This is a genomic window from Sphingopyxis terrae subsp. terrae NBRC 15098 (assembly GCF_001610975.1).
GTDB lineage: Bacteria > Pseudomonadota > Alphaproteobacteria > Sphingomonadales > Sphingomonadaceae > Sphingopyxis > Sphingopyxis terrae_A.
Genome location: NZ_CP013342.1, coordinates 1297312 through 1315132 on the forward strand (window position 1 = coordinate 1297312; position 17821 = coordinate 1315132).

At 60.2% G+C, this 17821-nt stretch carries 15 protein-coding genes and 1 pseudogene; 7 read left to right on the forward strand and 9 right to left on the reverse strand.

Annotated features, from left to right (window positions below):
* Window positions 1-420: 420 nt before the first annotated feature.
* Together AOA14_RS20090 and AOA14_RS06280 are read left to right on the forward strand one after the other, a co-directional pair.
* A pseudogene (locus AOA14_RS20090) lies at window positions 421-657 on the forward strand (IS21 family transposase); the annotation flags it as partial.
* 358 nt (window positions 658-1015) lie between these two features.
* Window positions 1016-2284: a site-specific integrase gene (locus tag AOA14_RS06280; RefSeq protein ID WP_120218387.1), complete on the forward strand. Its 1269-nt coding sequence runs from the start codon at window positions 1016-1018 to the stop codon at window positions 2282-2284.
* Here the strand turns inward: AOA14_RS06280 and AOA14_RS06285 are convergent, their stop codons facing one another.
* Complete coding sequence (locus tag AOA14_RS06285; protein ID WP_202988414.1) at window positions 2285-3211, reverse strand: hypothetical protein; 927 nt, start codon at window positions 3209-3211, stop codon at window positions 2285-2287.
* Here AOA14_RS06285 and AOA14_RS06290 point away from each other — a divergent pair.
* A complete protein-coding gene (locus AOA14_RS06290; protein WP_062901205.1) occupies window positions 3194-5704 on the forward strand; it encodes a YecA/YgfB family protein in 2511 nt (836 codons plus the stop codon). The genes AOA14_RS06285 and AOA14_RS06290 overlap by 18 nt on opposite strands.
* 10 nt (window positions 5705-5714) lie before the next feature.
* On the opposite strand, the gene AOA14_RS06295 is transcribed toward AOA14_RS06290, so the two are convergent.
* The 4 genes from AOA14_RS06295 to AOA14_RS06310 all read right to left on the reverse strand — a co-directional run bounded on the left by AOA14_RS06295 (window position 5715) and on the right by AOA14_RS06310 (window position 9729).
* The gene (locus tag AOA14_RS06295) at window positions 5715-6431 is read right to left on the reverse strand and encodes an SDR family NAD(P)-dependent oxidoreductase (RefSeq protein ID WP_037553328.1); all 717 of its coding nucleotides are present in this window, start codon (window positions 6429-6431) and stop codon (window positions 5715-5717) included.
* A 52-nt stretch (window positions 6432-6483) separates the two neighbouring features.
* Window positions 6484-7356, reverse strand: coding sequence for an antitoxin (locus AOA14_RS06300; protein WP_235211415.1), 873 nt, complete (start codon window positions 7354-7356; stop codon window positions 6484-6486).
* Between the two features lie 35 nt (window positions 7357-7391).
* The gene (locus tag AOA14_RS06305; RefSeq protein WP_037553325.1) at window positions 7392-8489 is read right to left on the reverse strand and encodes a MarR family transcriptional regulator; all 1098 of its coding nucleotides are present in this window, start codon (window positions 8487-8489) and stop codon (window positions 7392-7394) included.
* Between the two features lie 163 nt (window positions 8490-8652).
* Window positions 8653-9729 (reverse strand): PIN domain-containing protein, encoded by a 1077-nt coding sequence (locus AOA14_RS06310; protein WP_037553323.1) that lies wholly within the window; start codon window positions 9727-9729, stop codon window positions 8653-8655.
* A 209-nt stretch (window positions 9730-9938) separates the two neighbouring features.
* On the opposite strand from AOA14_RS06310, the gene AOA14_RS06315 reads away from it, so the two are divergent.
* On the forward strand, window positions 9939-10169 hold the full coding sequence (locus AOA14_RS06315; RefSeq protein WP_037553321.1) for an EexN family lipoprotein: 231 nt from the start codon (window positions 9939-9941) through the stop codon (window positions 10167-10169).
* A 6-nt stretch (window positions 10170-10175) separates the two neighbouring features.
* On the opposite strand, the gene AOA14_RS06320 is transcribed toward AOA14_RS06315, so the two are convergent.
* Window positions 10176-11105: a HEPN domain-containing protein gene (locus AOA14_RS06320; protein WP_037553319.1), complete on the reverse strand. Its 930-nt coding sequence runs from the start codon at window positions 11103-11105 to the stop codon at window positions 10176-10178.
* Between the two features lie 83 nt (window positions 11106-11188).
* On the reverse strand, window positions 11189-11512 hold the full coding sequence (locus AOA14_RS06325) for a DUF736 domain-containing protein (RefSeq protein ID WP_062901207.1): 324 nt from the start codon (window positions 11510-11512) through the stop codon (window positions 11189-11191).
* A 369-nt stretch (window positions 11513-11881) separates the two neighbouring features.
* Here AOA14_RS06325 and AOA14_RS06330 point away from each other — a divergent pair, with 369 nt between their 5' ends.
* Entirely contained in the window at window positions 11882-12808 is a 927-nt protein-coding gene (locus AOA14_RS06330; protein WP_052181962.1) for a lipid kinase, read from the forward strand.
* Window positions 12809-13011: 203 nt separating this feature from the next.
* Window positions 13012-14670 carry a hypothetical protein gene (locus AOA14_RS06335; RefSeq protein ID WP_037553316.1) on the forward strand — a complete coding sequence of 553 codons (1659 nt, stop codon included), beginning with the start codon at window positions 13012-13014 and terminating at the stop codon, window positions 14668-14670.
* Between the two features lie 143 nt (window positions 14671-14813).
* On the opposite strand, the gene AOA14_RS19195 is transcribed toward AOA14_RS06335, so the two are convergent.
* Both AOA14_RS19195 and AOA14_RS06345 read right to left on the reverse strand, forming a co-directional pair.
* A complete protein-coding gene (locus tag AOA14_RS19195) occupies window positions 14814-16217 on the reverse strand; it encodes an alpha/beta fold hydrolase (RefSeq protein ID WP_202988415.1) in 1404 nt (467 codons plus the stop codon).
* A complete protein-coding gene (locus AOA14_RS06345; protein ID WP_197412049.1) occupies window positions 16159-16830 on the reverse strand; it encodes a class I SAM-dependent methyltransferase in 672 nt (223 codons plus the stop codon). Before AOA14_RS06345 ends, AOA14_RS19195 begins: the two co-directional genes overlap by 59 nt.
* A gap of 146 nt (window positions 16831-16976) precedes the next feature.
* On the opposite strand from AOA14_RS06345, the gene AOA14_RS19200 reads away from it, so the two are divergent.
* Window positions 16977-17747: an AraC family transcriptional regulator gene (locus AOA14_RS19200; protein ID WP_081932949.1), complete on the forward strand. Its 771-nt coding sequence runs from the start codon at window positions 16977-16979 to the stop codon at window positions 17745-17747.
* Window positions 17748-17821: the final 74 nt, after the last annotated feature.

Genomic DNA, 17821 nt, shown 5'->3' on the forward strand with positions numbered 1-17821 from the left:
GGACGGGGTAGTGACGAAAACCGTCTCCCCCGGCCCAAGCAGATCAAACAGCTTATGGATAAAAGGGAACGTAAGGCTCGGCCTTCTCATTGAAAAACCGGGGCGCCATGTGTGGACGACCCCTGCGGCGCAAGAGCTTTTGTCTAATGATGAGCACCGGTCGGGTGCATCCATGTGTTCGGCCTGTTCGCGCAGCGCCGCATGGCTGCTGGCCCTGATGAAGTCCGCAGGTGCTGCACGACAATCAAGGTGAGAACAGCGCGACAATCTGGATGAGAAAGGCGGCGGTGTGTCTGTCGAGACGAGGGGAGAAGCCCCGAGGAGCGACAGACACACCGCCGCGAGCGTCTTTTCTTCTGGAAGGGCGCTTTTGGTGATCGTGACCTGTCAGGTGGCGCCTCCTTCTGAAGGGGAGAAGCGGTGCCTGGGAGCCATATCAACGATCATCAGGTGAGATTATATATGAAGATGAGACAGACAGTGTCGCCGCGTTCAGCGGGGGCGTGCGCGGCGTTCAGCACGGCGACGGCCTATCGGCTGGAGCAGGATGCGCAGTTACCGTCGCGGAAGAAGGCGCCGCGCGGTCGCCGTCGCCCCGATCCGCTGGCGGATATCTTCGACAGCGAGGTTGTGCCACTCCTGGAGAGTGAACAAGGTCAGGAGCGCTTGTCGCAGAAAACAAAAGCTTTGCCGCGCTTACGCTCTGCTTACAACCAGCGAAGCCGAAGGCTTTGTAAGCAACCAACTGCGTCGATGATTGGCCACAACATCTAGGTGTTTAATGAAAAAACTGGAGCGGGCGAAGGGATTCGAACCCTCGACCCCAACCTTGGCAAGAAATTACTGCAAATACCCCAGAGCTTCTTTTTCTACGCCAAGGTACGAAAATCCAAGCATTTGTTGACTTCGGCCTACGATAATTTATCCTAGCCCTACCCTGCGAAGCGGTGATTTTCTATTACGTCCTCATTACTTTTCGAATCGGCCACCCTCGCGTAATATGATGGAGGAACTTGTGGCGCTTGCGAAGCTCAATAAGCGGACGGTCGATGCGCTGGCTGCACCAGCGACAGGCCAGGCATTTCTTTGGGATACCGAGATCAAAGGTTTCGGTGTCCGTGTCGGCGCAACCGGGACGAAAACCTTCGTCATCCAGTATATGAATGAGGAAGGCCGGGTTCGGCGAGTGAAGATCGGGCGCTTCGGCGTGATGACGGTCGAGCAAGCCCGCGAGCTCGCGAAGATTCAGTTGGGCAAGGTCGCCTCTGGCGAAGATCCCGCAGAGGAGTCGCGCCGGGTCCGGAAGGATCTCAATGTCGCCGAGATGTGCGAATGGTATCTCGTCGAAGCGCGAGCCGGCCGCATTCTTGGACGGAAGAACCGCCCGATCAAGGACACCTCGCTCAACATGGATGAGAGCCGCATCCTGACGCATATCATCCCGCTGATGGGCAAACGCCTCGTGCGGAAGCTGACGATCGCCGACGTCGAGGCAATGCAAAATGACATTGCAACCGGTCAGACCCGAAAGCCTCCTTCGGGCGGGCGCGGCGGCCGCCCGACGGGCGGTGCCGGCGTTGCCGGGAGGAGCCTCGGCACCCTCCAGGCCATCCTAGGCCATGCAAAGCACAAGGGACTGATTGCGGAACATCCTACGAAGGGCGCGAAGAAGCTCGCGACCAAGAAAAGGACCCGGCGTCTCAGCATCGCCGAGATCGAGCTGCTGGGTCGGGCGATCGGCCGGGCCGAACTGGGTTCCGAGAACCCCGTTGCGCTCGCAATTGTCAGGACGCTCCTTCTGACCGGCTATCGGCGCGAAGAGGCGCAGGCGCTGCAGCGGCAGTGGGTTAACCCCATGGGCGGCTACGTCGCGTTCCCCGACACGAAGAGCGATGCACAATTTCGGGCGATCGGACCCGAGGCGATCAAGATCGTCGTCGCTCAACCCGAAATAGCCGGCTGCCCCTACGTCTTTCCCGCGTCGAATGGCGAAGGCCCGTTTACCGCCGTCAGCGACTGCTTGGCCCGACTATGCCGCTCGGCCGGCATTGAGGGCGTAACGCCGCATACGCTGCGCCACACCTTCGGCAGCATGGCGGGCGAACTCGGCTTCTCCGAGCTCACGATCCGCGCGATGCTAGGCCACGCGTCGCAAAGTGTGACGCAGGACTATGTTCATATCGATGAAGCCGTGAAGCTGGCGGTCAGCCGCACTTCGGACGAGATCGCAAAACATCTTGAGACTGGCGTGCGGAAGGCGGCAAAGATGAAGTTCGCCGCCTGATCAAGGCGGCGAACCGTCGCGCGCCTCCATTTGCTCGAGAAGCTGCACTCCGATGATTTCCAAATCGGACTTGCCGATATCGGCAACTCTCCGGATCGAGAGGTCATGCTTTAGTATGGCAAGGTCCATCATCAGATCGGGCTCGCCATTCTCCTTCACGTAAGTGGGAACCAGAATGAACGAGCCACCCGCGGGATAGTTATCGAGAAAGAACCTCAGATTCGTGTCGGCGGCAGGTTCGAGCAGCTTGAGGCGGCTCGGCATGCTCACCAGCGTACCAGCGAAATCCCCTGGCTCAGTTCCCGCCATCAATAGCACCGCATAGTGGGACGGGGGCCGACCAGGTAGTTCGCGCAAGATCGCGATGTGGATAGCCCCTTTGGCATCTCGTGCGCCGAACCGTTCGCGCCAACGCTCGAAAATTTGGCGTCCCGCCTCGCGATCCTCAAAGTGCAATCCGACGATCGGGAGATCATGCTGCAGACCGAGCATCACGCCGATCCAGCGGGCCTGCTCCCATTGCGGAATGTCCAAGATCGAGCGCACTTCGACGCTGCGGTGATCGCCAGTCGCGTATCGCTCGCTGATTGTTTCTTCTTCGGGATCAGCCTCTGGCACCCTTACAATTACCGGCCGGTCGGCCTTCGGCGGAAACCGCTCGAGCGATAGCTCGTTCCAATCCGTCAGTCGCGACGCTGGACTGTTCATCGCCCGGATGCGGCTGTTCGAACTCGCGACTGCGGCGCTGACGCGCTCAAGGAGTGATTCTTCCCGAAAAAGCTTCTCCAGAGATATTTTTTGCCGGTCGGCGAGTGAGGTCGCGACGAGCATCAGCGTTGAGAGAAGCAGGAATTGGCTATGGGTTCCGCTCTCACCGAGATGATCGGCGGGTGTCGATCCGGCAGGCCAATGAAGTTTGGCGCGCATGTTATTGCCATCGAAATCAACGTTCGGTGCTGTGGCAACATCGCTTTCCACGAGATCGATATCAAAGCGCTCGACGAATGCTCCGATCCGCAGGCCGATATGGCTGCATATTGCTCGGATCTCGCGGCGCAGCTGCCATTCGGGTTGCTCAGGCCGGAGACGCTGACCTGGAAGCTGGCCGCCATGGTCATGCTCGCATCCGCTGGCACGCCTCCGCGCGAGGATCACAGTTTTTCCCGCGAGGAATTGCCGGACCTGTTCGAGCAGCTCGTGGTCCAGATGCAGCAGCTTCCGGCGCCGCCCCCGGTGTACCGCGCCCAGGTCGACGAACCCGCCCTGCTAAGTGACCAGCCCGTCCGCATCATAGCGGGACTTTCGGGCTCGGGGAAAACCGCCTGGATGGCCGAGGCCGCGGTCCATGCTGCGCTCCCGGTCACCTATCTCGACGTTGGGGACACGCCGGGACCCGCGCTCGCGTCAGCGGTAGCGCGCGAAGTGGCGGCGAAGATGTTCGGTCGCTCCAACGACAAGCTCGGCGAAATTCTTCTGCCGGGCGCGAGCGGATTGGACATGGTGAGCGCGCTGAGCATCAAGCTCGGCGAAGACGGCCTTCACGCGGCTGTCGTCATCGATAACAGCCACCGCATTCCCGCGGCCGATATAGAGGCGCTGGTAGCACGGGGCCCCAATCTCCGATTTGTCCTGCTGAGCCAACCGGGTCGGCACATCGCCGAACTCGAAGCAGGACTAGATATTCAAGCCGAGACTCTGAACGGCTGGGACGAAGACACTATCGCGGCGGCAGTTCAAGATGCTGGTTGCCGTGCCGATTTCGGCGATTGCGAGCGGCTATCCAGAATTACCGGAGGCCTGCCATTTTATGTACTCAATGCGGCGACGATCGCGGCGCGCGAATATGGCGGCGACATTAGGGCCTTTTGTACGGATATCGAGCAGCAGACCAATATCGTCGAGACGGCTCAAGAGATTATCCTGAGGCGCGCGTTCGAAGGCTTGCCGCCGGTCGACAGAGAAACGATCGCGGTCCTGAGCCTCGCCGATGTCGCGCTCTCACGGGACGAAGCCAGTGCCTTGCTTCAAGCCGCATGCGACATCGACGCGAAGGCGGCCACGGCCCGGTTGCGCGCGCTTCCCGCAACGGGTGCGCTGGAATTATTCGGGAATAGCGGCCTAAAAATTCACGACGCGGTGAGGATACTCGGCAAAGCGGACGTCTCGGCAAAGGGTCAGGACTTCGAGCAGAAAGCCTTGGGCTCGCTGCAGCGGGTCATCGTAAGCTCGATCCGGACCAACTGGAGCCTCGCGAAGTTAGGACTGCTCATCCGTCTGTTCGGGCTTCTCGGTCAGGCGAGAATATTGGTGCAGTTTGCCACAGACGAATTGTTCCACGAACTCGGGGTCTGGCCGGAAATCGAACCCTATCTGCTGACGATCGCGGCCGATCCGAACGGAGATGCCGAGACAAGGCTGTGGGCGCTCGACGGCCTGGTCTTCAATGATCTGCGCGAGGGAGATTATGAGGCCGGCCGGGAGCGGGTCGACGAGATGGAATCGCTGCTGAGGGCGAACGAGCTCGGCGACGAGGAGTGGATGGCCTGGGGCATGAAGCGGATGTTGCTCTTGTCCGAGCTTGGCGACATTGATGGCGTCCGGGCCATGCTTGACGAAGTTTCGGATCGACTTCCCGACCAGCCCGAACATCTGCGCGTGTTTCGCTACAATCGCGCCCTCGCCCTCTTCAAGCTCGGCGACAACGATACAGCGGTAAGTGAGGCACTCGCCCTCATCGGCGAATATTATCGGGAGCTCGGGATCAGGCCCGACGATGTGATAGGACGGAACGCCCCCGAACTTCGGGAGCTTCTTCCCAAAGACGAAGATCTCACCGATCGGCTGAAACATCTGGCAGACAGTCACGATCTTTTCGCGCAGGCCTTGGGCCGGAAGAGCCAGCGATCTACTCTCGCACGCATCCATGCGATGAAATTCTACGAACTGTCGCAATCCTACCAGTCATTCGTCCGGGTTGGTCTCGATCTTGTCGAAGAACTGGTCTGGGTGAACGACTTCATAAGCGCCCGCGAGGCCTTCGAACGGAACATCTTCCCCATCTTGCAAGGCGCGGGCCTCGCGGGGCCCGTTCTCGAAGCTCGCGCTCTATATGCGGTGGTTCTTGCGTACTGCGGCGACCATGATGCGGCGGCGAACGAGGTCGAGCGGCTGCTGCCGTTCGAGGATGCGATGGATCCGAACCATCGCGCGGCATTCCAGGAGCAGAAGGCCATCATTCGCGAGGTTCGGCGCAAAGGCGGTCCCCCGCAGCGACAGGTTGTGATTCCTGCCCCTTTGCAGGCGCTGTTCGATCAGCGTCGCGGTGCCCCCAGGGAGGTTGAGCCGAGGAAAAAGGTCGGCCGCAACGAAAAATGTCCCTGCGGTTCTGGCAAGAAATACAAAATCTGCCACGGGCGATGATCGCGAGCGGCTAGAGTCGGTCGTAGATGGCGTTCGGCAGAAGTTTCATCAGGCCAGCGACGAGCCACCAGCGTTTGGTGACATAGGCATGAGACTTACGGGCGCGGATGGCGCCGTAGATCTGCTTCGCCGCCTTTTCAGGCGAAGCAACCCAGAAGAGTCCGTCACCCTTCGCCATCGCGGTGTCGACGAAGCCGGGCCGCACGTCGGTCGTTGCAATCGGCAGGCCCCGGCGCGCCATGTTCTGGCGTAGCGCCTCCATATAGTTGGAGACGAAGGCCTTGGACGCATTGTAGGCAGGCGCGTCGCCGCTTCCCCGCAATCCCGCGATCGACGAAATGGCCACCAGATGCCCCGTGCCTTGGGCGATGAAGTGCTGCATGCCGATATTGGCCGCGGCCGCGAAACCTTCGACATTCACCGCGATGGTCTCGCGTTCCGCCTCCCAGACAAGATCGGCATTTATGTGGCCGACCCCGGCACTGATCACCAGCAAGTCGAGCCCGCCAAGCCGCTCGATCAGGGCGGCGAGTCCGCGTTGCATCGCGGTCGTGTCGGCCACGTCGAACGCCTCGTAGATTATCGAACCGGAAGAATTGCCAGCGAGATTGGCGAGCAGGTCGCGGCGCCGACTGGTGACGCCAACCGAATAGCCATGATGCGAGAGCAGCATCGCCAGCTCTCGGCCGATCCCTGAACTCGCGCCGACTATGATCGCTTTGTTCACGGGCAAGCTCTTGGAATGCGCCGGAACGAAACTGCGATCACAGCCTTCGTCATCAGATTTCGAATGCCTTGAGGAAGTCGGCCATAATTTCCGCGGCATGTCGCTGCCGCAAGATCCGGGCGTTCAGCAGATCGGGGTCGGCCGAGACATCGGCTTCGTCGTCTTCGAAACTTGCCACGGCGACGGGCCCGTCGCGCAAATAGCTCTCGTCGGGATTGGGATCGCGGAAGCGAGCCGCCATGCGAGTAAGAGCCTCGCGTATCGCCTCGGCATGCGGACCGGTCAGTGCAGCCGCGAATGCGGATTGCGCCGCGCCGACGCCACCTTCCAGATTCTCGATGCAGTAGATCAGGTCGTGCGCATCCTTGCGCTCGAACCTCTGATCGAAAGCAAAGGCCTTGAGACAGGTGAAGGTGACGATATCAGCGTAGCGCACGACCTCGGTGGCACGGCCCTTACCGTTCAGCAGGTCCGCCGTGATTTCGACGGTCCCGTGATGGTCGAACACCATGGAAGCGTGGGGGATGTTCAACGCCGAGACATTTCCGTCCGAAGGAAGTTCCTTTACCTTGCCGCCTCCAAGTTCCGGCGAGTCCGCCAGAAACTCGAGGATCATCGTCGTGCCGTCCTCGATCTCGGCGCGCCACCGCCAGGATTGCTTCGCACCCTTTTCATTCTCGGCGCGCTCGAAGTTCATCGCCTTTAGATTTTCTTCTAGCGTACTGTAGGCTTCGGTCGTCGTGAGGATTCCGACGTCGACGACGATATCGACGTCACCCGTGCCCGCATGTTTCGGGACTTTCGGCGGCCTGGCGGTCACGAGATAGCGCGGCGCGAGTCCGCCGACGAGAAAGACCGAATCCTTCCATGGTCCAAGCCCGCGCAGGAGCGTGACCAGTACGCGCTCGCACGCGTCGGTGACCATGTCCTCATAGCCGCTGATCGTCTGTGGTTTGGGCATTATTTATCCAGACATTCGCTACGGAGGTGCATCGCCAATTCACGGGAACGGCCGGACGCCTGGAGCAGGTCGAGATAGACCTGCAGCGGCGGCGCATAGCAGACGCCATCGATCCGTTGGCCGACCGCGACATCGCGCCGGCTCTTCGCCTCGATGATACCGAGATTCCACCCCTCCGCCACGGGCCGGGCGTCGAGATTGAGCAGCGCCTCGATCAGCTTCTGCCCGGGCTCGATCCGGCAACGAAGCTGCGAGATGGAAGAAAGATAGGGGGCATAGATTTGAGCGGCTACCTCGCCGGTGACCGCATAGGCGGCTTTCGCCTCGTCGCACGCCTGATCAAGGCGCAGCGCCAGCGCCAGTGCGTCACTCCCTTTCGGGACATAGTAACGCCGCACTGTCGGCGCCTTCTGATCGCTCGCATAGCTGGTCCAAGCTTCGAGAAGGGGCCGTGCGGCGCGCAATCGACGCTGTTTCGACGGACCCGCCCCCTGCACATCCACCCACTCGCGCCGTTCGAGTTCCGTGAGGGTCTCGGAAGCCGTAGCGGGCGATACGCCGCTCGCATCGGCGAGATCCTTCACGCCCAGCCAGTCCTGCCGCCTCTCATAAATTTCATGGAGTGCGCGCGCCTTTTGCCCCTGAAAAATGGAATCGAATTTCTTCGTCCCTTTTTTCGGAGCCGGTTTATCGAGAAATATGAATGCCTTTTTCCCCGGAATATAAAGCGAGCCTCCGAGGTCGTAATATCCGACGCGCTCTTCCCGAAAAATCTCTCGAGCGCCCGGCGAGATCGCACGGGCGACAAAAAAAGGAATGATTTCCCGGTCGTCACCGGAATTGCTGAGATGGGCCTGATTATTCCGAAGCTGCCAGATTGCTTCGCGCACATCGCGCGGAAAAAGCTGCGCCTTGATTTCGACAAGCAATAAGAGCGGCTGGCGGCCGATATATGCGCCGATCAGGGCGTCGGCGCGGCCGCGAGGCCCGATTTCGACCTCATATCGCTCGATTTGCGCGTGCGACTGCGGCAGCGCCAAAAGCGCCTCCAAAAGCGCATCGAGCAATTCGCGCTGAGAATTTTCAAATTCGGCCATATTTTGTGCCCAGCAAAAATCACCCTAAAAGTGAATATTCGGAAAAACCTTGATATTTGCTGCGCAGAAAATTTGCATTAAAAAAATGGAAAAAATTTCATCTGAAATCTGGAAAGCGTCGAAACTGGCAACGCTCCGGTGGCGTCAACGAAGGATTTTGGCGTCACCGCGCCTCGAGGGTGATTTCACGCCTGCTGAACTGAGATGGCAATTTGATCTCGATATCGCCCGATGTGATAGCCCAATCGGTCGTCACCAAGGCTGGCTCTTCGCCACTATCGTCCTCGGACACCAGCACCTCAACATAAATAGCCGCGCTGGAAGTTGGACGAGCATGGTAAGTCCGAATATCCAAATCAGGCTCTCCCCGCCGCGAGATGACATACTCATGACCCGTCTCACGAACGTCGGCTTCGACCTCAGCCAAGACTTCGACCTCAAGGACAAAATCCTGTCCCTCCTCGGATTCGTCGACGAGAAACACGCTCGAAATCTCAAGATCGAAGAACTCGACATCTTCAACCTCGATATCGACACGGCGCGGACGATAGGAGTTAAGGCGTGCCCTCAGCCTTTCGAGCAGGGACGCGTCTCCACGGACATGCGCTTCAAGACGCTTCACCAACTGGGCTGACGCCAGAGCCAGCGAGAGAAGCTGGGCAACGGAGTCCAATTGGATCAGATCGTCCCGTCCCTCGCAGAATTTCACCAGGTCCGGATCCTTGCCAACCACATATATTCTGGGTCGACCGGGCCGGATCCAGGCGAGGAGGCTCGACAGCACAAAGGCGTCCGGAAACTCGCTCTTTTTTTTGCCCTCCCCAAAGGGCGCAGCACCAGCAAAATAATCGTCAAAAATCGCTTTGTGATCGGCAACAACGGGGATTTCGGTAAATTTTGCTGTCGCTAGGAATTCTCGAAAGCGCGCGTGAAGCAGTGCCTTCCGATCGGCTGGATCGGTATCACCAAAGGGACCGCTTTCTCCAAGCTGGCCAAAAATCGCGCCGTGCTTCTTCGCTGCTGCTTCCGCCTCCGCCAGCGCTTCCGAAAGTCTCGCTTCAACCTCCCGCGTGGTGATGGAAGTCGTGATCGGCTCGAGCGTGCTCTTCGACGCTAGATCGATCAGGCTGGACCAAGTTCGCGATTGCCAGTCGAGACCCGCCGCACGAAAAGCCTCGGTATCGATGAAAGCATATGGTGTGACGAGGCGCTGTCCGCGCGGTGCTGGTGGTTCGCTCATCGTTGCAAACTAGCTTTTGCGACGGATTTCCTCAATCGTTCCCTTGAGCCTCGCCGCCCAATGCGACGCTTGAGAGAGAGCTAAGAATGGCGCAAAACTGGCTCACATAGGCCGATGGACGGAGAACTAGCCTCAATTTGGTTCTAAATCTCAAATCGCCACTGCATGGACCGGGTCGCCGACGCTAGAGTTGATCGTCGGAGGTGACGATGATCATTTTCAAGATGCTGGCGATCGCCAGCCTGACGATCCTGACAGCATGTGCTCCGCCGGAGCCACGCAGCGTTCAATATTTCGAGGCCAATCTCGATGAGGCACGCGACGTCGTCCAAAGCTGCACGGCGGGCGACAAGCGCGGCGATGAATGCAGCAATGCCAATGTCGCGGTCGAGACTGCCGAGGGAAAGGCCAAATTCGAGCGGTTCCGCGGGAAAAAGTAGCGGGTCTCAACCTGCCTGACGCGCTGTTGTCTCAAGCTCAGCGATGCGGTCACGGCAAATAGTCTCGACGATACCGGCGAGATGCTGAACCCGCGCGCCGAGCCATTCCAGTTCGTCGGCGGTGATCGCGTAATGCTTCGAATAGCGCGCCTTGATGTACGCTTCCTTCAACTTTTCGAACCGCGACCGGTCGGCCTTAACTTCTCGCGGCCATGCCTCGATCAATCGATCATCGATCCGCTCGGCTTGGGTGCGCAGGAAAACAAGATTATGGATGTGCGGCGTGTGGAAAGTGCATACCAATAAGATGCAGTGGTAATATCGTTCCGTCGCCTGATGAAGCTGAAAGGCCGCATTGTTCAACCAACCTGCAGCGACAGCGCTTCGATAGTGATGAAGAAACTGCGCTCCGCTAGGATACCACTCATCAAAATACTCGCGCGCCATCTCGAGCGCCGCATGCGGCGTCATCGGCTTGGGTTCTGCGAGCTCCTTCCCGTCGGCCTCGTACAGCGCGATCCCGTCACGAGCGACGTCGATGAAGAAATAGCGACCCTGCGTCAGTCCGGCATTCACCTCGTCGAGACTGTGAACGATGAAATTCACCGGCGTGCGGAGCCGCTTCGTTACCGACAGCTCACGAATGAGCCGGTCGTCGAGCTTCGACCAATAGTCCGCCCGATCGGTCAGCCGCTTGTCGTTGACGATGATCAGCAGGTCATAGTCCGACTGATAGCCCTTCGCCGTGTGCGGCTCGTCGACCCACCCACCCCGTGCATAGCTGCCGTAGAGGATGATCTTGGAAATCCGGCCCTTGCGCTTCCAGTCCTGCGTCGCGAGCGCCAGCGCATCCTCGAATTCCTCGAAGATGATCTCGACGACGCGCTCGATCTCGCGTTGCTTGTGCGGGGGAAGATGTTCGAGGCTGCTCTGCATTGGGGTCACCCTAACAAGGTGGCGGCACCCTTGCACCCGGAAGATTGTTCCGATGCGCAAGGATGCCGCAAGATGGCCGCCGCTCAGTCGGCGGGTGTCCAGATGATCGCGAAAACATTGTCGCGATCCTGCCCCGCGGCCCGCCCGAGATTGGCGTAGATGCGCCGCGGCCCGAACTCGGGGGTCGCGAGCGAGAGCGAGACATAGGGACGCCCCGATTGCTCGGCGACGCGAATCCAGCCGGCTCCGATCTCGACGCCATCGGACCAAACGCGATAGTCGGGCTGCACATCGCTCGCCTTGCCGCGGTTGGGGCGTATCTCGATCGGTGCCTTGATCGACAGCGTGATGAGCTGGCCCACAAAGCCCTTCTCGATGCTGCCGCTGACGATGCCGATGCTCGCCATGTCGATACTCCTGCTGATTTGCCCGGGACCATCCCGGGCGTGCAGCCGGGCGGGTCGGCGGCTTGAGGCGCTTGCGCACCCGAAGGGCCGAAGCGCAGCGGAGGAGTGAGGCTACGCCTCGCTTGCGCGGGCGCCGCCGCCGACCAGATTGGCGGAGCGCTCTTGGGTGGGACCGGTCGAACTTCGAAAATGGAAGAGCGATCAGGGCGAGCGATCGCGCCAAGGATATGACGAAGCCGAAAAGGGAGCTGCATCGATACGGATGCTTCCCGGCCTCGTCGCGGCGATATATAGGCCTGCTCTATCGGGCGTGGTTCTTCTGAAGGCACGCGCTCGACGGTCGTAACTCTGCTGAACAGGATCGTGTCGATGCCGTGGCCCAAAGGTACGCGCGCCCTCGTGCTGCACAATGCAAAGGCGCGGCAGGGCGAGCAGGCGCTCGTTCCCGTTCGCGAGCGCCTCGCTGCCGGCGGCCTTCTGGTGACGGTCGAGCCGTTCGAGAGCTTGCCCGAAATTGCACGCGACGTGACACGCTTGCATCAGACCGCCGATATCATTGTCGTGTGCGGCGGCGACGGTTCGATCTCATCCGCCGCGCCCGCGGTGATCGAGAGCGGCCTGCCGCTGGGAATCATTCCCGCCGGAACCGCGAATGACTTGGCGCGCACCCTGTCGATCCCGCTCGACTTCGCGGCGGCGGCCGACGTCATTGTCGAGAGTCACAGCCGACGGATCGATGTCGGCATGGTCAATGGCCATGCCTTCTTCAATGTCGCGAGCATCGGGATCAGCAGCGAACTTGCGCAGAAGCTCGACCCGGCGATCAAGAAAAGGTTCGGCCGCCTCGGCTATGCCGTCGCCGCGCTGCGGGTCATCCTGGCTGCCCAGCGGTTCCGGGCGAGGATCAGGGAGAAGGGCGAGTCGAGGACCGTCAGCACCTATCAGGTCGCGATCGGCAACGGGCGTCTCTACGGGGGAGGTAATGTCGTAGAAGAGAATGCCGCGATCGACGACGGCACGCTCGATCTTTATAGTCTCGAGGTCAAAAACCTCTGGAAGCTCGCCCTCATGCTTCGCGCCTTCCGGTCCGGCACGCATGGCGCGTGGAAGGAAGTGCGCACCGCCAAATGCGTCGAGTTCGATATCGAGACGCGGCGGCCGATGCCGGTGAACACCGACGGTGAGATCGTCACCGCGACGCCTGCGCATTTCCGCGTCTTGCCTCGAGCGATATCGGTGCTCGCCCCGTGCGAATGCCCGACCACCGCACGGCAATTCCCGCTCTACCATCACTGACCGAGCGAAGGCCCAGCGCAGTTGCGGCTGCAGCGTGCGGCGACGATTTTCAGTCGTTCGAAATGGCTCTGTGACATCGCGCCGCGCGGACGTCCAAAAATCGTCTCGTTAAGTATTTGAAAAATTTGAGTTCATATCGAAGGTTGAAAAACGAGGAGGCACAGGGTAGTTAAATTAATAAATTAAGCAGTGTGACATCGACCATGACCACCATCGCGCAATATCTTTCAGAGCATGGCCCATCGCGCTCGTCGCTGATTGTCGAGGCGCTCGTCGCTGCCGGAGCGAGCCCAGAGGCAGCGCGCCAGCGCGTCGCTCGGGTCGCAAAACCGATACGCCGCTTTCCAGTCCCGATGCTGCCCAAGCGCGAAGCCTTTCTCTATCTCGACAAGGATCGGAACAGCGAACGCTTCTGGCAGAATTTCATTCGCGACATGCGCGCGACCAATTCGGTCTTCGCTGCATCGGTCGATGGCATGATCGCACGCGGCGGCCTCATCCGTGCCGACCAATTCGCGTCGATCAGCGGCGCGACGGTCATCCCGCAGCGCGGACAGCTGCCGGTCGAGACGGTCGCGCAACGCCTGATCGCCGCAGGGTTCATCAAGGAAATACATAATATCGACCACGGCCGATGTTTCGAGCTCGCGCCGTCGCTGGCTTTCGGCACGCCTGCCGGACTAAGGGCCCGCGACCTCACAGAGGGGATTCTGCTCGACGGAATGCGCGAATGGGCGAGGAAGATCGGATTTGCGAGCTACAATCTGATCCGCATCCGCGGCGACGAAGAACTCCAGCCCATCGGCCCCTTCGCCTTCGATTTCGCCGGCCCGAGCTACCTGCTTCCGCTCCAGGGTCCCGGCGGCAAGCCCGGCTTCATTGTCGCCGACGTGTTCGCTGAGGGGCGGCTTACCGCCGACGAAATCCAGTTCTTCATCCGCAAGGCGAGGATGCTCAAGGCGACCCTCAAGAATATCGGGGTGTTGTCGATCATTGTCGCGGAAGAATTTACCGGCGAAGCAATGAAGGCTGGCCATGCCGCGGGCGTGATGCTCGCCACGCCGAAAGATCTGTTCGGCAAACGGGTTGGGGTGGCGATTGCGTCACTATGCGAAGTCCTAAAAAATGCCGCCAAATATGCATCGTCCAGTCCTGAGCGGCTCACATACCTCCTCGACAATTTGCTCGACATCGAGGGACGCAGCCTCAACCTGCGCGGCATCCTATTCGAGTTAGTGGTCGGCTACCTCGCCCGGCGAAGCGCTATCTCTATCGATATGGGGGTTACCGCGCGAAATCCTGCGACCGGCCAGACCGCGGACATAGACGTTCAGGCCATCACCCAGCAGTCGAGCGCGGTGACAGCGATCGAATGTAAAGGCAAAGAGCCCGGCGGATCACTGTCGCGCGCTGAGGTCGAAATCTGGCTCAAAAAGATTCCGATCTTTCGTGCGCACTATGCGAACCATGCCGCCCTACGAGAAGCCGAACATCGCTTCGAGATATGGACGAGCGGAACGATCGATGCCGACGCTCTCTATCTTCTCAAGGAAGAAAAGGCCAAGCGGTCCAAGGCGCCGATCGACTGGAAGGACGGGGATGCGGTTCTTGCGTTGGCGCGTGCCGGAAAGGAAAAGGGTATCGCCGACGCGCTCAACCAACATTTTTTCAAACACCCGTTCGCCGAGGTCGGCAAGACGCTCGCGGCCGAAAATCCTCCAGAGTTCAATTTCCCGTCGTTCATGATGCCTGCTTTCAAGCCAGACACGGGACCCGGCCCCTCGGGGCTGCCCGCCCTTCCCGACCTTTCGGGGATGGTCACCGAATGCTCACTCGACGACGAACTAAAGGGCGCGAAATAGCCTCGCGGTCCGCAGGAATTTGACTCGATCTGGACCTATCTCCGCACAGCCGGCTTGCAAGCGACAGGGGCAAAGCTATGCTTTGAGGTGCATCGGGCAAGGCGCACGGTGCCAGGCGTGAGAACCTGCTTAGCTTAGTTTTCCTATTCCATCCTGCCGGGTGGCCGCTGCGCATGTCCAAGCCCTCGGGCTAAAGGCGGCGGCGCTTGTTCGCTAAGCAAGTTCTCAACGCCCGGCTTGCCGCCTTCGTCCCGAACGGGAAGGCGGCAGGTATGGACTTCGAGGACAAGGACAGCGAGCGACCGGGTATTGCCGGCGGCGACCCCTTGCCGCCAGAGGATTGGGAGCGCTTCGGCCGATCGGCGCGCATCGAGGCGATCTACTCCGAACACCGCCCCCAAATAACCCGCTTCTTCAAGAGCCGCGCGCCGACCCAAGATGTCGGCGACCTTGTGCAGGAAGTCTTCAGCCGCTTTGCGAGCGCGCGCGGCGGCCTCGCTGCGCTGGTCGAAGGCCCCGGAGCCTATCTCGTGAAGAGCGCCCGGATGCTCCTCGCCGAATATGGTCGCGCCGACGGGCGCCGTCACCGGTCGCAGCACGACAGTTTCAGTGACGAGCATGCGCGTGGGTGCGGCTCGAACTTCGGCAATAAAGTCGAGAAGAGCGGGCGCGATGAACCGACCGAAATCGCGGCTTGTTTTCACGTTCGATGACAGCGAAGCCGCCGCCAATCGGCCACGGGGAATGATGCTCGCAAGCTCTTCGGCCAGCGACTGCGGGTGTCTCGCGTCGTCACCCGCGAACAAGATGACCGGAACGGAAATGACGGCAAGCTCTTCGGGATCTTTAAAGGATCGGTCGCGACCGATCGCCGCAGCCGCGGCAATGCTCTCCGCATCGGAACGCGGGATCGCCTCGCAAACCATCGCGCCGATGATCGGAGATAGATGCGGCAAGAGGGGCTCCCATCCGGCCAGAATGCCGTCACGCTGTACTCGCAAGGCGAACGCCTCCATCATCCGGATTTCAGCCTCCTTTGCCTTATCGTCCTCGATATCCTCGATCCCGATCGCGATGACAGCCAGAACATAGGTCGGAAGATCCACCGCGAAGCGGAGTGCTATCGTCGATCCAAGTCCGGCGCCTCCGATGATGGCGCGCGAGAAACCAAGGGCGTCAAGCAACGCGACTGCATCGGATACATATTGGGCCCAAGTGTGGCGCGCCGTGTCGCGACATCGCGATCGGCCATAGCCGCGCACATCGGGAAGTATTACCGCATATTCGTCCGGGATTGTCTCGATCAGGGGCAGGAACATTGCGTGATCGGGTCCGCCACCGTGGCATAGCAGGATCGGCGTTGGATTCTCGATCCCTGGAGCCGCCGCCGACACCCAGGCAGACAACTCACATCGATCATCGCCCAGAAACCGGATCTCGGCCAGAGCCGCTTGCCTCGACATGATCGCCTCTCCTTCATTCTCGGGCCTAGGCGGTGTCTGCAGCTTCGCCGTCGCGAAGAAAGCGAGCGACGATGCAGCCATCATCGCTTATTCCGTCGCGGCGGGCATCGTCTAGAATGCCCTCCAGTTCCAGCCTCCCGATCGGGTCGTCGTCATTTTCCAGGAGACCGCGGGCCGATCGTTCGACTTCGGCGACGTCGAGCGGCGAAAGGATAAGGCGGCAAAAATAGTCGATCGAAAATTCTTCGGCTGCAAACATAGAGATTAGTTCGATCGCCGTGGGGCAGGCGTTGTGCACATATCCGCTCTTGCGGTCGCGCCTCTTCAGCCAGTTGTCATAGCGTCGTGCGACGCGCTGGGAAGCAAGGGTGTCGTCGAACCAGCAATCCAGGATGAGCACGGCGCAGCGCGCGACGCGCGACGCCTCGCGCAATGCTCTCGGCAAATTCTCCGTATGATGTGCGACATAATCGAGCGTCACGACGTCGAAACTGCGGTCTTCGAATGGCAGCGCTTCGGCACGACATGAAATGACGTCCAAACCCCGGGATCGCGCGCGGACGCAAGCTTGGGTTTCCGGCTCGATCCCGACAGTGCGGGCGATGCCCGCTTCGCGCGCTGCGACGAGAAGATCGCCCGTGCCGCATCCGACGTCGAGTAAGGTTGCCGGCTTGAGAGCGACAATTTCGTCGAGCAATTGGCGCTTATATTCCCCATGGGGACGGGCGGCGGACGAACGCTTCGTGGACTGGATCATCATGGGTAGGCGCATAAGGTCTCCGTCGATTGCGAAGACGATGCTGAGCGTTGGAGACTATGTCCGATAGATGATATCAGGACATAATGAATTCACTATCCGACAAGAATGCTCCTTCGGTCTCGATCGAGGTGGAACGAGCCACATTCCATGCACGAAGCATCGGGGAGTGGCACCGGCACCCAGTAGTCCAACTGATATACCCGAGCAGGGGGGTCATGATATTGCACACCCGTGAGGGACAATGGGTCGTTCCGCCCCAGCAGGGCGTTTGGCTGCCCGCGGACCATGAGCATCGCGTCGAGACCTCGGGCGGTTTCGAGATGTACAGCATATATTGTTTCGGCAGCATTCTACGGAGGCTGCCGAAAGAAGCCGGGCTAACTTCCGTGAGCCCCTTGATGCGCGAGATCATTTTTGCGGCCGCAGGCACGGGCGCAGGGGCGCGTCAGCGGCATCTGGCCTTCCTCTTCGCCGACGAGATGGCGTTGAAAATATCGCCTGCCCTGACGATCCCGTCGGTCACAGCGCCCCGTATCGCGCAAATCGCCGCGGCACTCGATCGCAATCCCGGCGACCGGAGGAGCCTCGAAGCCTGGTCGGAGCAACTCCATATCTCGAGCCGAAGCCTTGCGCGGCTGTTCCAACGCGATACCGGAACAGGCTTTACCGCGTTTCGGAACCAGATTCGGCTCAAGGCCGCGCTCTTGCGGCTGGCGCAGGGCGAGGCGGTCACATCGATCGCGCTCGAACTCGGTTTTGGGACGGCGAGTAACTTTATCCGCTCGTTTCGCGAACTGACCGGTGTAACGCCGGCACGCTACTTTCCCGATCGCAAGCGGAATCGAGACAATTAGTCTCCCGCTCTCACCGAGAGTGGCTTGGCGCGCAAGTTTTTGCGCAATCGGCGCGTGACATTCTGTTTTACCTA

Coding starts and splice junctions, on each gene's coding strand:
- AOA14_RS06290 (WP_062901205.1), top strand. CDS start 3,194: ATGAAGTTTGGCGCGCATGTTATTGCCATCGAAATCAACGTTCGGTGC.
- AOA14_RS06285 (WP_202988414.1), bottom strand. CDS start 3,211: ATGCGCGCCAAACTTCATTGGCCTGCCGGATCGACACCCGCCGATCAT.
- AOA14_RS06325 (WP_062901207.1), bottom strand. CDS start 11,512: ATGGCGAGCATCGGCATCGTCAGCGGCAGCATCGAGAAGGGCTTTGTG.
- AOA14_RS06320 (WP_037553319.1), bottom strand. CDS start 11,105: ATGCAGAGCAGCCTCGAACATCTTCCCCCGCACAAGCAACGCGAGATC.
- AOA14_RS06305 (WP_037553325.1), bottom strand. CDS start 8,489: ATGGCCGAATTTGAAAATTCTCAGCGCGAATTGCTCGATGCGCTTTTG.
- AOA14_RS06335 (WP_037553316.1), top strand. CDS start 13,012: ATGACCACCATCGCGCAATATCTTTCAGAGCATGGCCCATCGCGCTCG.
- AOA14_RS19195 (WP_202988415.1), bottom strand. CDS start 16,217: ATGATGGCTGCATCGTCGCTCGCTTTCTTCGCGACGGCGAAGCTGCAG.
- AOA14_RS06330 (WP_052181962.1), top strand. CDS start 11,882: ATGCCGTGGCCCAAAGGTACGCGCGCCCTCGTGCTGCACAATGCAAAG.
- AOA14_RS06300 (WP_235211415.1), bottom strand. CDS start 7,356: ATGGTCACCGACGCGTGCGAGCGCGTACTGGTCACGCTCCTGCGCGGG.
- AOA14_RS06315 (WP_037553321.1), top strand. CDS start 9,939: ATGATCATTTTCAAGATGCTGGCGATCGCCAGCCTGACGATCCTGACA.
- AOA14_RS19200 (WP_081932949.1), top strand. CDS start 16,977: ATGAATTCACTATCCGACAAGAATGCTCCTTCGGTCTCGATCGAGGTG.
- AOA14_RS06310 (WP_037553323.1), bottom strand. CDS start 9,729: ATGAGCGAACCACCAGCACCGCGCGGACAGCGCCTCGTCACACCATAT.